14 protein-coding genes and 1 tRNA gene are annotated in these 13,985 nt (G+C 59.6%); 4 read left to right on the top strand and 11 right to left on the bottom strand.

Annotated features, from left to right (window positions below; translation table 11 throughout):
- Positions 1 to 27: 27 nt before the first annotated feature.
- A tRNA-Pro gene (locus tag QDY28_RS03410) sits at positions 28 to 104 on the top strand.
- Positions 105 to 447: 343 nt separating this feature from the next.
- On the opposite strand, the gene QDY28_RS03405 is transcribed toward QDY28_RS03410, so the two are convergent.
- Positions 448 to 1,125, bottom strand: a complete 678-nt coding sequence (locus tag QDY28_RS03405; protein ID WP_331380263.1) for a thermonuclease family protein — start codon at positions 1,123 to 1,125, stop codon at positions 448 to 450.
- Between the two features lie 91 nt (positions 1,126 to 1,216).
- The gene (locus QDY28_RS03400) at positions 1,217 to 1,606 is read right to left on the bottom strand and encodes a hypothetical protein (protein ID WP_331380262.1); all 390 of its coding nucleotides are present in this window, start codon (positions 1,604 to 1,606) and stop codon (positions 1,217 to 1,219) included.
- 256 nt (positions 1,607 to 1,862) lie between these two features.
- Between QDY28_RS03400 and QDY28_RS03395 the strand changes: the two genes are divergently transcribed.
- The gene (locus QDY28_RS03395; protein ID WP_028755215.1) at positions 1,863 to 2,075 is read left to right on the top strand and encodes a hypothetical protein; all 213 of its coding nucleotides are present in this window, start codon (positions 1,863 to 1,865) and stop codon (positions 2,073 to 2,075) included.
- Positions 2,076 to 2,286: 211 nt separating this feature from the next.
- Positions 2,287 to 3,306 carry an extracellular catalytic domain type 1 short-chain-length polyhydroxyalkanoate depolymerase gene (locus QDY28_RS03390; protein ID WP_442967470.1) on the top strand — a complete coding sequence of 340 codons (1,020 nt, stop codon included), beginning with the start codon at positions 2,287 to 2,289 and terminating at the stop codon, positions 3,304 to 3,306.
- Between the two features lie 18 nt (positions 3,307 to 3,324).
- Here QDY28_RS03390 and QDY28_RS03385 read toward each other — a convergent pair whose 3' ends face one another.
- The 8 genes from QDY28_RS03385 to QDY28_RS03350 form a co-directional block, all read right to left on the bottom strand.
- Positions 3,325 to 3,756, bottom strand: coding sequence for a type II toxin-antitoxin system VapC family toxin (locus QDY28_RS03385; RefSeq protein WP_331380260.1), 432 nt, complete (start codon positions 3,754 to 3,756; stop codon positions 3,325 to 3,327).
- Positions 3,756 to 4,001, bottom strand: a complete 246-nt coding sequence (locus QDY28_RS03380) for a type II toxin-antitoxin system VapB family antitoxin (RefSeq protein ID WP_331380259.1) — start codon at positions 3,999 to 4,001, stop codon at positions 3,756 to 3,758. Before QDY28_RS03380 ends, QDY28_RS03385 begins: the two co-directional genes overlap by 1 nt.
- Positions 4,002 to 4,070: 69 nt before the next feature.
- Entirely contained in the window at positions 4,071 to 4,361 is a 291-nt protein-coding gene (locus QDY28_RS03375) for a DNA-binding protein (RefSeq protein WP_331380258.1), read from the bottom strand.
- Between the two features lie 84 nt (positions 4,362 to 4,445).
- Positions 4,446 to 5,651: a glycosyltransferase family 4 protein gene (locus QDY28_RS03370; RefSeq protein ID WP_331380257.1), complete on the bottom strand. Its 1,206-nt coding sequence runs from the start codon at positions 5,649 to 5,651 to the stop codon at positions 4,446 to 4,448.
- Complete coding sequence (locus QDY28_RS03365; RefSeq protein ID WP_331380256.1) at positions 5,648 to 6,910, bottom strand: O-antigen ligase family protein; 1,263 nt, start codon at positions 6,908 to 6,910, stop codon at positions 5,648 to 5,650. The genes QDY28_RS03370 and QDY28_RS03365 overlap by 4 nt, the downstream gene beginning before the upstream one ends.
- On the bottom strand, positions 6,907 to 8,469 hold the full coding sequence (locus QDY28_RS03360; RefSeq protein WP_331380255.1) for an undecaprenyl-phosphate glucose phosphotransferase: 1,563 nt from the start codon (positions 8,467 to 8,469) through the stop codon (positions 6,907 to 6,909). The genes QDY28_RS03365 and QDY28_RS03360 overlap by 4 nt, the downstream gene beginning before the upstream one ends.
- Positions 8,470 to 8,545: 76 nt before the next feature.
- The gene (locus QDY28_RS03355) at positions 8,546 to 9,691 is read right to left on the bottom strand and encodes a glycosyltransferase family 4 protein (protein ID WP_331380254.1); all 1,146 of its coding nucleotides are present in this window, start codon (positions 9,689 to 9,691) and stop codon (positions 8,546 to 8,548) included.
- A 12-nt stretch (positions 9,692 to 9,703) separates the two neighbouring features.
- Positions 9,704 to 10,279 (bottom strand): polysaccharide biosynthesis/export family protein, encoded by a 576-nt coding sequence (locus QDY28_RS03350; protein WP_331380253.1) that lies wholly within the window; start codon positions 10,277 to 10,279, stop codon positions 9,704 to 9,706.
- Positions 10,280 to 10,469: 190 nt separating this feature from the next.
- On the opposite strand from QDY28_RS03350, the gene QDY28_RS03345 reads away from it, so the two are divergent.
- Positions 10,470 to 12,689, top strand: coding sequence for a GumC family protein (locus QDY28_RS03345; RefSeq protein ID WP_331380252.1), 2,220 nt, complete (start codon positions 10,470 to 10,472; stop codon positions 12,687 to 12,689).
- Here the strand turns inward: QDY28_RS03345 and QDY28_RS03340 are convergent, their stop codons facing one another.
- Positions 12,690 to 13,913 carry a GNAT family N-acetyltransferase gene (locus QDY28_RS03340; protein ID WP_442967475.1) on the bottom strand — a complete coding sequence of 408 codons (1,224 nt, stop codon included), beginning with the start codon at positions 13,911 to 13,913 and terminating at the stop codon, positions 12,690 to 12,692.
- Positions 13,914 to 13,985 lie beyond the last annotated feature (72 nt).

Raw genomic sequence — 13,985 nt, 5'->3', positions numbered from 1 at the left:
TAACAGGATCAGGCCTTTTCGGCAGGTCGGGGCGTAGCGCAGCCCGGTAGCGCACTTGACTGGGGGTCAAGGGGTCGCTGGTTCGAGTCCAGTCGCCCCGACCATTAAAATCAATCACTTAGCCCCAGATGAGTGATTTGGCTGAAATATTTACAACCAAAATATAGGCCAAAGCCCCGACGCTTAGGCTTGCGGTATCTATCTCGCTTAGATCGTTCCGATGCGCCGAGGACGGCGGCCCTTGACCGTCCTACTCCGATTTGCCTATTGCACAATCTCGCAGAAGCGCCATACTTTCCTCATGAACCACTTCTGATCGCTGACCGCGGAGGTACCGGCAGCATCGAAATGGAGCAAGGAAGGCCGGCGAGAACATCGTTCGGCCTTCCTGTTTTTTAATGGTCCAGTCACTCGGGCCTTTTTGAGCCCCCAATTGGCTCTATTGGCTTAGCTGCACCACGAGGTTGTCTGCCCGGTCCAGCGGCGGGCCAATCCTTCGGCAACCAGTTGATCGCCGATCGACCTTCCGGCGCGCATGGCGATGCGGAATTTGCCGCCCTGCTGATCGTCGCCGCGTCCGCTGGCGGAGAGCACGAAAGTGTCGTTGTTGAGAAGGGTTTGCAGTCGCAGCTTTGCGGCGGTGGCTTTTTGCCGTTCGCCGGCACAATGCGATGGCTCGATGTCAGGTACGTCGATATCCGCCAGGCGGATTTTGATTCCATTCTGCCAAAAGGTATTTCCGTCGACGACACAGTTGATGCCGGTTTCGCCGCCGCAGAGGCCGAATCGCCCGGCGGTTTCGGGCCGGGCAGCGGCCAGCTTCCGATCCGCCGGCACGGCAGCGACGGGGATAACGTTTGGGGGAACCGGCAGCGTCGAAGTCGGGCGTTCGGGCATGACGGCAGCCGTTTTTACCTTCGGCTTGGCAGTCGGCAGCGGCGCGTCCTGCGGCTCGTGCCGAACGCCGGCGCCGCCGGTGTAGGCCTGCAAGGAAGGCATATCCCGGCGATGTTCATAGGCGAAAATGCCGGCCGCGGCTGCCAGGCCGACCATGCCCCATAGCCACATCGAATTGCCCGCTTTGGGCTGTGGCTTGCGCCGTGTGCGTCGTTTCGCTTTTGCCATGGCTTCATTCCTCGATTGCGAGGAAATTATCGCCAAGATTTCTTACCGATCCGTTGGCTTCCCGCTGCCGGATGCCGCGCGGAGCCTTTATTCACTTCGCGGCGCCGGCGACAGGTTTCAGCTTGACCGCCATGGTGACCTGGCCGCGAACCATCAGCTTCGGGCCGCGGCCATCCATGTTGGTGACGTCGGTGTTGCTGGAAAGACCGTTGATCTGGCAATCGTCGGCAAGGGTGTCCAGCAGCACGGCGCAGTTGCTGGCGGCAATGCGATAGAAGGATTTGATCGCATCCTGCTGCTGCTTCTCATCGCTGCCATCAATGATCGGGATGGAAAGCGATATCCCCGATTGCACGGAGATATAGCCGTCGGGAATCTGGTGCTGATTGCGCAGCGGCAATCCCGAAAGGGATTGCGAGAACGCCGGGGCGGCGCCCAGCAGAAGCATGCAAAGTGTTGGCTGGATCAGGCGCTTGTTCATCAGAAAGCCTCCGTTTCCAGCCCTTATGTCAGGCATCGGTGAAAGCTTGGTGATGACGTAACTTAAAAGTGTAATCTTGTGAGAGTTGCGAGCATATTTTCCCGAATCAGCAGGCTCTCAAGATAAAGAGCCGTTCGCATAAAACCTCGCTTGCCAAGCCTCTGAGCAGGGAGCATAGTCACTTTCTGTATCGTCGGTTAAACAAACGGGCACCGGCGACCGTATCTGCGTGCTGCCCGGCGGACGAGGCGGCGCCATGTTAGAAACCTCCATTCATCCACAGGATTTACCCTTGTTTTCGGACGATCTGGATCGTTTGGAAAAGGTGTTGGATGCCGTCTGCATGGATCGCGGCATCAGTCTGCGCAGCCAGGAAGCCGAGCGCCTGGGCGCCCTGATGATCCAGCTCTATCGCCAGGGCGTGAAAGAGGATGCAAAGCTCCTCGCGCTCGCGAAAGCCTATCTCTAACGCTTTTTCTGCCAGCCATTTAATCGGTTAACGCCGATTTCACATAGCAGCAATGACGCATTGTGCGTGCTCGAATGGGTGTCGCTGCCTTATATTTGCTGCATCGCACAAGGAGAGTCGATTGCTCGATCTCGTCACCCTGCGGGGTCGATGTGCGGCCCGCCCGCCCAATAAAATCCACTTCGGTGAGCGCGGATAATTTGAAAGGTCTATGATGAATTTCAAAGTTCCGAGCCGGCTTCGCCGTTTGCTCGTTGAATCCGTTGAGTTGCCACAGCTCAAATTCCCCGTAACAAGGCCGCGATCGCAGCCGGCGCGCCGGCGCGTCCCGACGCAACCCGCACCGCAGCGCCTGACGGAGGTCCTGTGGTTCGGACGCAACCCTGGCGATCTGCACATGCTGGAATATGTCCCGGCCGGCGTCAAAGGTCCGATGCCGCTCGTCGTTGTCCTGCATGGCTGTCACCAGAATGCCGAGGATTTCGATCGTGCCAGCGGCTGGACGGCCTTGGCGCGCCAGCATGGTTTCGCCGTGCTCTACGCCGAGCAGAAGCCCTCCAACAATGCGAATCTCTGTTTCAATTGGTTCCGCCCGAGCCTGGTGACGCGCGATCGCGGCGAACTGGGTTCGATCCGCGAGATGATCGATTTTAGCAGCCGGCTGCATGACATCGATGAGAGCAAGATCTTCGTCATGGGCCTGTCGGCTGGCGGCGCCATGGCCTCGGCGCTGCTTGCCACCTATCCGGAGCTGTTCGCTGCCGGCGCCATCATCGGCGGTCTGCCCTTCGGTGCCGCCCGCGATGCCATGTCCGCGCTGGATGTCATGAAGAGAGCCGCTGTGCGCCCGGCCGAAAAATGGGCCGAACTCGTTCGCGAAGTCTCCCCGGATGCCGCCCGTTTTCCCGCGGTCTCCATCTGGCACGGGACCGGTGACGACGTCGTTTCGTTCGGCAATGCCGAAGCGTCGGTGGCGCAGTGGCTCGCCGTGCATCGGCGTCCGCAGACCAAGGGCAGGCTGCGTCTGTTCGAAGGCGGCGAGCGGCGCGAATGGCGCGATGACTATGGCGATGTGGTGCTGGAGCTGGTGACCCTCAACGACTTCGGCCATGGCCTGCCCGTCAGTTCCGTCGCCGAGGGCAGGGAGCCGGCCAACGAAACCGAACGCTTCATCTTGCCCGCCGCTCTTTCGGCGCCCGAGCAACTGGTTCGGAGGTGGGGGCTGGCTTAATGCGTAGCGCCCGAACCTTCAGCCTAGATCGGTTTGGGCAAAATCGTCGCCTTTATAGAGAAGGCCGCTTCCATGCGCCTTTGCGCAGGCATAAGCGAACCAGTCACCAAAATTGAGATCGGCCGGATGGCCGATTGCCTTTCCATACATCGCCGCTGCGTCCATAGCTCCGTTACCGATGGTATCCGTGATGGTGATTTCCCTTGCGCCAATTTCGGCGATCAGATCATCCACCAGTTTGCGAGCCTCCAGCAGTATTGCGGGATTTAGTTTCGCATTTGGTCCACGCCGCTTATGAACGACGGCACGCGCGATACCGAGCATCGCCTCAAAACGAACAAGCGGAGACACCGCACACGCGTTTTCGATATCGGAAAGCCTTCTGGTGAGTTCTTGCCAACCAGGTTCCTGATTGATGATTGCGACGATGACCGATGCGTCGATGAACATCAGGTGTCATCCCACATTTCATCCGTAAATGTTTTGAAGTCGAAATCTGAATTAGGCAGACCGAGTTTCGTGGCCTCCGCCTGAATCTTGGCGATGCGATCACGTAGCGGTACGGCCTGCCGCATTCGGTCGATTTCGTGGCGAAGAGCGGTGCGTACGGCTTCAGTTTTGGTACGTGCCTTGCTTAATGCCTGCAGTTCCACTGCTAAAGCGTCGATATCATCATCTCTGATGTAGAGAGGCATTTGCATATCCCACAACGAATATCCAAATATATCCTAACGAATATTCCTTAGTGTCCCAATGCCGCGATTTCAATCATCGTTGGTAGCGTTCAGGTTTTCCGGCCGGATGCCGCCGTCTTCCGCCCAATGCTTGAAGCGAATGCCGGCGCCGCCGGCTTCGTCGCTCCCGCTGGCAAGGAACGATATGCCGCGAGCTTCGAGGGCGGTACGAGCAGCGACAAGCGCCTTGGCGTCCGCCGAGCTGACGTCCTTTTCCAGCGTTTCGATCGTTGTTACGGAGAGGTTGCTCTCGGCGGCAAGCGTTTCTGTCGTCAGTCCGAGCATGGCGCGTGCGCCGCGTAATTGCGCTGATGTGATCATGTCTGAAATTTAGCGCATAAATCTGAAAATCGGAACCGATTTTCGGATGGGATCATATGCGAAGTCAAAATGAAGTTGCAGTCTTCAGGATGCGCTGCGCAGCACAACCTTTTCAGGCGTTCTTAGGAAGTTGGGAACGCGATGACCAAGTAATTCGAAGTAGATTTCCTCCGTCGCATCGGCCATGCCGGCGAGCGTATAGCCATCCTTGCGCCGCCGGGCTTCGGCGGTGAAGCTCCGCAGCAATTTGGGATCGGCAAAGCGCGTCATCGCCGCCGCCAGTTCCGATGGGTCGTCGCTGTTGGCGACGATATAGCCGTTCTTGCCCGGCTCGATCACCGTGCGTGCGCCGCCGACATCGGTCAGCAGCAGTGGCTTGCCGCCGGCTGCAGCCTCGAGCATGACATAGGACATGGCCTCGTAGCGGCTCGGCATGACGACGACATCGAAGGCGTCGACAGCGGTGGCGCCGGGGATGGAGCCATCGAGATAGGCGCGGTCTTCCAAGCCGGCAGCCTTGATCATATCGCCAACAGTGCCGGCCAGTTCACCGACCCCAATCATCAGCAGATGCGCTTGCGGCAAGTGCGCGGCGACGCGGGCAAAGGCTTCGACCAGCCGCTGCGGCGCTTTCTGTGGCGTCAAGCGGCCGACGAAGCCGAAGAGCAGCGCGTCCTGTGGTATCCCATAACGCGCGCGGATGGTGGCACGTTGACCGGACGGCGGCGCGCTGACGCCGTTGACGACGATACGCAGCCGCTCCTGCGGAATGCCGAGCGACAGCGCATGATTATATTCATCCCTGGACACGCAGATCAGGCGATCGGAAAGCCAGTTGCCGAGCAGCCTCTCGATACCGCCGTAGATTATCCGGCCCCTGGAATTGAGCGTCGGATCCATGGTGCGGAAGGCATGCGGCGTGTAGAGCACCGGGATATGCGGGCCTGGTAATCTCAGCCGCGTCAGCGCTCCAGCTTTGGAGCTGTGGCCATGGATCAGATGAAACGGCCCGTGCTGTGCGACGATCTTGCGAATTTGCCACCAAGCGGTGACATCCCATGGCCCGGGCGCGCGCCGCATGGCAAGTGAGATGACATTGTCGAGGCCCATGCCCTCCAGCTCGGCGACGAAAGCCGCTTCGGCGCGCAAAGGCGAATAGATCGCGGTCACCGAATGGCCGCGACGCTGCATGGCGCGACAAAGATCGAGGAAATGTCGCCCGGAACCGCCGCCGCCGGGTTCGAGAACTTGCAGCAGCGACAGGCGTTTGATGCCCACATTGATGGTCACGGTGCTGCTTCCCTTCGGGCCAAGCTACGCTGATACTGTTGCTCGAGTGCGCCGCAGCCCCAGACGATGCCGATCAGCATGTAGAGATGGCGCCAATGATCGGTGTCGATGACATTGCCGATGCCGACATGGCCGAGAATGACGATCCAGGCGATCGTCAAATAGGGCTGCCAGGGCCGGTCCTTCAAAAAGTTGCGGAAGCCGATATAGATGGTCCAGCAGATCATGCTGACCCAGCAGAAGAAGCCGAGCCAACCGTAGGTGGTCAGCGTCTTCAGCCAGATATTGTGCTCGTCCTCGCGGAACAGAGTGGAAAAGACGAGTGGTCCGATGCCGAGCGGCCTTTCCATCGACAGCATGAATCCGATGCGATGGCGCTCGAAACGGCCGAGATGACCACCATCATAGTCCTGCACGAGCTGTGTGCGCGTCGAGAAGAGGTCGCTCACCTGATGAAACTGCAGCGCGACGACCAGGAGGAGGACCATGAAAATGATCGCCGCCAGCGACATCACCAGGATGCGCAGCCGGAAGGCATTGCTGCGGTGCTGCAGCAGCATACAGAAGATCAGCATCGCCGACGCGAAGGAGAACAGGCCCCATGCGGCGCGAGAGAAGGAAAGAAAGATTCCGAAGGCCAGCACGAGCAGGCAGAGCGCCTTGACCGGCGCCTTCTTCAGGTCGCCGATCAGGATGCCGTGCATGAGATAGATGCTTGGTGTCACCAAGTAGGGACCAAAGACGTTAGGGTCCTGGAACACGCCCATGGCGCGGTCATAGCGGGTGAAGATTTCAGCGCCCGGAAAGGCGTGGAAATAGCCGAGAATGCCGAGACTCGCGGTGATCAGCGCGGCGATGACCCAGGTGTTGAAGATCAGCTTCAGCCGCTTTTCGCTGTCTTCGATGATCGCGGCATAGAAGACGGAACTGAGTGCCAGGAAGGTGGAGACGGCAATATAGATCGGTCCGTCGAGATGGGAACTTGCGCCAAGGTCGCGCATCTGCGTCAGCGACAGCATGCCGCCGACGTTGAACGTCAGGAACAGTGCCAAAAGCGGCGCGACATTGCGCGAGAGTTTCAGCCCGAGGATGAACCAGGTGCCGATGAGAAACGCAACCCACAGCTCATAGGGCGCCGGTTCGGCGATGACGAAGCCCGACAGAAAGACCCCGAAAGCAACGCAAGCCGTGCCGATCAGCCGCAATGCTGCGAGCTGAGGCCGGTCGACACGCCGATAGGGGAGATCGATCGCGGTCAATAGGCGTTTTCCGTGTTGAGGAGACGGAAAGGCGTCAGGAAGAGGATCTTCAGATCGAAATACAGCGACCAATTCTCAATGTAATAGAGATCGTAAGCCGTGCGAAACTTGATCTTGTCGTCACTGTCGATCTCGCCGCGCCAGCCATTGATCTGCGCCCAGCCCGTGACGCCGGGCTTGACGCGATGGCGGGCGAAATAGCCTTCGACCACATCGGCATAGATGCGATTGTGACTTGCCGCCAGTACGGCATGCGGGCGCGGACCGACCAGCGACAGGTTGCCGAGCAGCACGTTGAAGAGCTGCGGCAATTCGTCGATCGAGGTCTTGCGGATGAAACGGCCGACGGGCGTCACTCGGGGATCATTCTTCGTCACGGCAATGCGCGCTGTCGGGTCGCTCATGTTGGTGTACATCGAGCGGAACTTGAAGACGCTGATGATCTCGTTGTTGAAGCCATGGCGCTTCTGCATGAAGAAGACCGGCCCCTTCGACGTCGTCTTCACGGCGATTGCGGCTCCAAGCATGATCGGCCAGAGAAGGCAGAGTGCCAGCAGGCTGAAGAAGATATCGAAAACGCGCTTGGCGACACCGTCCCAATCACGGATCGGCTTGTTGAAGATGTCGAGCATCGGCACTGCGCCGACATGCGAATAGGCACGCGGACGGAAGCGCAACTTGTTGGCATGCGCGGCCAGTCTGATATCGACCGGCAGCACCCAAAGCTTTTTGAGAAGCTGCAGAATGCGATCTTCGGCGCTGATCGGCAGCGCGATGATCAGCATGTCGATGCGTGTCAGCCGGGCGAATTCGACCAACTCGGCGACGGTACCGAGCTTCGGATAGCCGGCGACCATCACGGGCGAACGCTTCTCGCCGCGATCATCGAAGATGCCGCAGATGCGGATATCGTTATCGGATTGATGCTCCAGCGCGCGGATCAGTTCCTTGGCCGGCTCGCCGCCGCCAACGATGACAGCGCGCCGTTCCATGAGGCCGTTGCGGGCCCAGTTGCGGATGCCATAGGCGAACACGGCGCGTGCGGCGACGAGGAAGACTGTCCCGGCGGCAAGCCAGATCCCGAGAGCGCGGATCGAATAGATATGGTTGACGTCGAAGGGCAGGAGGGCAAGAACCATCACCGCAAACGCGGCCACCCATGACACCAGGATGCGCTGCGGGAAACGGTGCGGGGCGCGCAGTATCGGGATCTGATAGGCGTCGGCCACCTGCAGAAAGACGATGGCGAGACCGCAAAGCGCGATCGTCACCGCCGCCTGCGACAGGAAAGGGTGAGTGCCGGGTGTGGTCTGGAAGAAGAGAACCGCAAGCCCTACGGCAAGCAATGACAGGAATTCGAAAAGCCGGTATTGGCCGATGATGATTGCCGGCGTCTGATTGCTTTCACGAAACTGTTCGGCGATCTGGCGGGCATAGGCATTGATGTCGCCGGCTTGATGATCGCTGCTCTGTTCCTCGCTGCCGCGAGTGCGAATTTCCGAGACCTGCTTGCGAATATTGTCCAAGTTAAATTGCTTGGAATCTTCAATATGGTTCATGGCAATTCATCCGGTCGTTACCGGAGATGGCCTAGCAGATATGAGCTAATAAACGTTTACAACACTTGTTTGTATTCTAATGTTCGCTCTGCAATTCGAGTATCTCATAATATAAATTTATAGTGTCCCTCGCCATCACCGACGCCGAAAATGCCGACCGGATCCTCTCGATATTCGGCATGGTATGCTGACGCCATTGCGGCTCGGTGATCGCCGCCGCCATGACCCTTGCAAGATCGTCCGCATCGCCTGCCTCGGCGAGCGCAGGGCTTTGCTCACCAAGCGCTTCGGCAATGCCGCCGACGCGCGAGGCGATCACCGCCTTCTCAGCGGCCAGCGCTTCCAGTACGATATAAGGCATGGCTTCTGCGCGGGAGGGGACGACCACATTCTGCGACATGGCGAAGGCTTCATGCACGCGCATGGCCGGCAGCATGCCGATGCGGTGGCCAAGGCCGCGCTGTATCATCATGGTACGGTATTTGTCCTTGTCCGGCCCGTCGCCGATCATCAGAGCGGAGAGAGGCCGGCCAATCCGCCGTTCGGTCTTGGCGAAGGCGTCCACAAACAGATCGGGACCCTTCAGGTCCCGAAGCATGCCGATATAAACGAAGTGCACCGAGTCCGATCGCGTAGGTATGTTTCGGAAATCGCGCCCGCTGATGCCGTTGTAGATCATGACGGTGCGCGTGCGCGGCTTGCCGATCTTGCTTTCGTAACTTCGGCGCTCGAATTCGCAGATGAAGATCAACCCGTCGGTCAGGAATTCCAGCATCCGCTCCAAGCTGTGCACGAGCAGGCCTTGCGGCGAGGCGCGCGAGAAATGCAGGCTGCCGCCATGCGCGGTATAAAGGCGGGCTACGCGATACTTGTTCACCCGCAAGGCTGAGCCGAGGATGCGTGCGAGCAGGCCGCCTTTGGCGCCGTGCCCATGCAGCACATCCGGCCGCAAACCTTTGACTTTGTTGTAGCTGTCCCAGAGCGTCGTGGCATCAGACAGGCTGATCTGACGCCGGATCGGCAGGCGCGTCACGCCGAGCGACAGGAAAGGTCTGACATCGTCGAACAGCCGGTCCTCATGCGCCCCGCCGGTGAGGCTGTCGCAGAGAATGCCGACCTCATGTCCTGCCTTGCTCTGTTCCTCCGCCAGATCACGGACATGGCGGAATATCCCGCCGACCGGAGACCTGAAGCAATGAAGGATGCGGAGCGGTCTTGCCATGATCGAGAGCGGTCAGAATAGCCGTTCGCGGACATAGATCGTGTCGCCCGCAAGGACCGGATCGGAGATGCCAACCCGACCGGTCATGACATGGCCATTGATCTTGCGGGTAACGTCGGCATTGGATTGGTTTGCACGGCTGCTGAAGCCGCCGGCAACCGCGATGGCGTTCTGTATCGTCATGCCCGGCACATAGGAATACTGACCCGGCTGGCCGACCTCGCCCATGATGTAGACGGACCGGTAGCGGTCGATGTCGATGGTGACGTCGGGATCGCGGATATAGCCCTGACGAAGTTTCTGCGCGATCTGGCCGGAGAGCTGCTGCAGCGTGCGGCCGCGGGCAGCGACCTGGCCGATCAGCGGGAAGGCGATGTAGCCGGCCTGATCGACCGTATAGGTATTCGTCAAACCTTCCTGGTCGAAGACGGTAACACGCAGGCGGTCGCCGCTGTCCAGCATATAGGGCTGAATGGTTGCTTCACTGAAGGCTTTCGGCGCCGGCTGGTAGGTATTGCAGCCACTGAGCGCAGCGCTCACGGCAGCCATGCCGAGTGCCAGAACAATTTTTGGCGTTGCGAAGGACATTTCGCGCTCACAGGAGAGGAAATCACTGTCGCCGTTATCGATCTGTTAGGGTTAACGGGCGGTAAAGAGGAAGAAAAATTCTATGTTCTTTATTAGCTCTTCCGAAAATAATACACGAAAATACTATTAACGCTTGGGTTACCATAGTCGTTTACGCTTAATTCGGCTTTATATTACGGAGTTCTTGTATATGCCCGGCGTAAGCAGCAGCCAGCAGGATGTCGATATTGACCTCGCGCAGCTTTTTCGCGCCGTCTGGCAGCGCCGCGTGCGCGTCATTGCCATCACGCTGGTCGGCGCTTGCCTGGCCTTTGCCGTCGCCAAGATCGTCTCGCCGGAATATCGCAGCGAAACGCGCATTCTGATCGAACAGCGTGCGCCGGCTTTTGCAACCACCACACAGAATAATGATGCCAGCTCCGGCCCGCTGCTCGATGAACTCAACATCGCGAGCCAGGTGCAGATCCTGCAATCGGCCGATCTTATCAAGCAGGTGATTACCAACCTGAAGCTCTATGAGCGCCCGGAGTTCGATGACGCCACCAAGAGTTCGGCCTTTTCCGACATTCTTGTCATGCTGCACCTGAAAAAGAGCCCGCTGGACAAGGCGCCGGAAGAGCGGATGCTCGACGCTTTCACCAGCAAGCTCCAGGTCTATCAGATCAACAGCTCGCGCGTCATCGGCATCAGCTTTACCTCCCGCAGTCCGGACTTGGCGGCCAGCGTTCCGAACGCGATGGCGCAGGTCTATCTGTCGATGCAGAGCGGCGCCAAGCTCGATTCCAATACGGAGGCGACGCGCTGGCTGGAGCCTGAGATCGCCAATCTGCGCGAGAAGGTCAACGAAGCCGAGAAGAAGGTCGCAGACTATCGCTCCGCCAACGGTCTGCTGCAGACCAGCGACAACAATACCTTCGCGACGCAACAGCTTGCCGATATTTCCGGCCAATTGGCGCAGGTGCGCGGCGAAAGGGCAAATGCCGAGGCGCGGGCTCAGGCCGTGCGCAACGCGCTCGCCACCGGCCGCTCCACCGATACGCTCGCCGATGTTTCGGGGTCGCAGACCATCCAGCGCCTGAAGGCGACGGAATCCAGTCTGGAGTCGCAGATTTCGGATCTCTCGACGACGCTGATGGATGGGCACCCAAAGCTGAAGAGCCTGCGTGCCCAACTCGCGGACATTCGTCAGCAGATCGACCGTGAAACAAAGAAGATTCTTGCCAGCATCGAGAACGAAGCTAAGGTGGCGCAATTGCGCGAGCAGCAGCTTGTCGGCCAGTCGAACACGCTGAAGGCCGACAGCGCCCGGGCAGGGGAAGATGCAGTCGGCCTCAATGCGCTGGAACGCGAGGCGGCGGCAGAGCGGCAATTGCTGGAAACCTATCTCGCCCGTTATCGCGAAGCCGCTTCCCGTGTCGATAAGAATTCGAGCCCGGCGGATGCCCGTGTGGTCTCGCAGGCCGTCGAGCCGGTCGATCCTTATTTCCCCAAGGTCGGCCCGATCGTCGTCGTTGCTACGCTCGCAACCTTCATTCTGACCGCCATCGTCATCATGCTGGCCGAACTCTTCAGCGGCCGCGCCTTGCGTCCGGTCGGTCCCACCGATCGCGACGTCCAGGTGCGGATGGAAACGGCCACTCACCCGGAAACAGCATTCGAAGCCGCTCCTACCAAAATCGTCCCCGCCTCACGTCAAGGCGACGTGCCGGCAAGCATGCTCTCCGTCGTCGCCGATGAGGCATTGGCACGGGAGATGGAGGAAGCGGTCGATCTTCGGCATTCGCCGCAAGAGGCTGTCGAAGAGGCGGAACATGAAGAGGATTTTTCGATCCAGTCGGTTGCCGATTATCTGATCGAACGCGACTCTCGTCTTGCCATCGCCATATCACCGACCGGCGACAATGGATCCACGGCGACGGTGATGCTGGCCCGCACCATTGCGGATGCCGGACGCCGTATCGTGCTGGTCGACATGACCGGAACGGGATGCCCCTCGCGGCTGATGGCCGAAACGGCCGGTCTTTCCGGGGTAACCGATCTGCTTTGCGGCGAGGCGGCCTTTGCCGATACCATTCATCCCGACCGTCTTTCCGATGCCCATCTCGTGCCGCAGGGCACCAGCGATCTCGGCCGGGCCATGCGCGGCGCCGACCGCCTCTCGCTCATCCTCGATGCGCTCGGCTCGGCCTATGACATCGTCCTGGTCGAATGCGGCGCTGCCGATGTTTCAGGCGTCGCCCGCCTGACGCGCAGCAAGGACACGGAAATCATTCTCTCCATGCCGGAGCCGGACGAAAACCAGTTCATGACGGCCATGACAGAATTCCAGAAGGCGGGCTACGAGCACATCATCCTGATGTCCGGCTGGCGTGAGCAACAAGGCCCCAAGGCTCGTCAGCATGCGGCCTGATCAATCCTTTTCGGCCTCTTCCACCGAGGTATCGCTGACGCCTCGCCGGGCTCGCAGCCGCTGGACAAATCCATAGAACTGCGGATTCGCCTTGATGGCCGCCTTGGCGCGCGTCATCCCCCGTTGCGCGAAAGCCGCCGCATACCCGATCCCGGAAACCGGCAGGATCAGGTCATGCTGGGTCGTTTCCATCGGGCACCAGGAGCGCTTGTAGGTTTGGTCGCCAATGCCGAAATCGAAAAGTGCGACACCCTCGCGATGAAACCGCTCGATCATCAGCCAGAACAGCAGTTCGCCGGGGCTCGCCTCGGGAACCAGCGTCTCATCGATCGAGGCAAACTGGCAGATGACATGATCGCCCTTACGCGAGAGGGCGGCGACTGCGGGGATATGTCCTTCATGCTCGCCCTTCAGCCGCAACGCATGCATCTCCAGCGCCGCGTAGGATTGCTCCTCGCTGCCAAGCTCCAACAGCCTGTGCAGCACTGTTTGGGTGGGCGCATCCTGAAACACATCCGGCAGGCCGGCCGCTTCGAAGCGGACGGCTTTCTGCCGGAAGAAGAGGTCTAGCAGAGCATCCCGCTGATCAGGAGCCGCGATCACATAGTCGTAACCGCCTTTGTCGTTGAGAATTCGCGTCTGATGTTTGAATTTCTTGCGCCGCCGTTTGGCATTCACCTGCTTCAGGGTCGCCTCGAAGGCGCCGAGGAAAGGCAATTGAAACGCGTGGTTCTGATTTTCGACGGCGGGCATCGAGGCGAGGGGGCTTTTGCGACCGCGCCATTCCAACGGCACGTTGCGCAGGACCATCAGATCGGCCCTGCCTCGTAGTGCCCGCACAATCTCTTCCTGCTGCGATGCCGAAAGGCAGCCCTCCGCCGTTTCCAAAAATTCGCCGGAGAATAGACCGGTATTGATATTGCTATGACGGGCGCCGATGAATTCCGCGCGACGGACGCCGTGGGTGCGGATGATTTCGAGGGGCAGAATAAAGGCGGTGCGGCCATCGAAAGAGCCGCGGATGATGGCCAGCGGATACCGAAAGGTTTCCACCCAGGCGGCGCACCAGTCATAGCTCTGATGGAGCGAGGCGAGATTGTCCCGTTCCAGCGCCCGCCACTCGGCCTCCAGCGGCGCCATGCTGTCGAAGATGTCGACGCGCACGCCGTCGCCTGTCCCGGCCGCAACGGGCATGGCTGCGATATCGGGCTTCTGCGTCTGCACCTTCTGCGCCTGCATTTCGGCGTCTCCAATCGGACAGCTTTTGCATGCAGTCTTCAGGGCAGGCGGCTTATT

This window comes from Rhizobium sp. BR 362, from assembly GCF_036528765.1.
Lineage (GTDB): Bacteria > Pseudomonadota > Alphaproteobacteria > Rhizobiales > Rhizobiaceae > Rhizobium.
The sequence above is the reverse complement of the archived record's forward strand: the minus strand, read 5'-3'. Positions and strand labels throughout refer to the sequence as shown.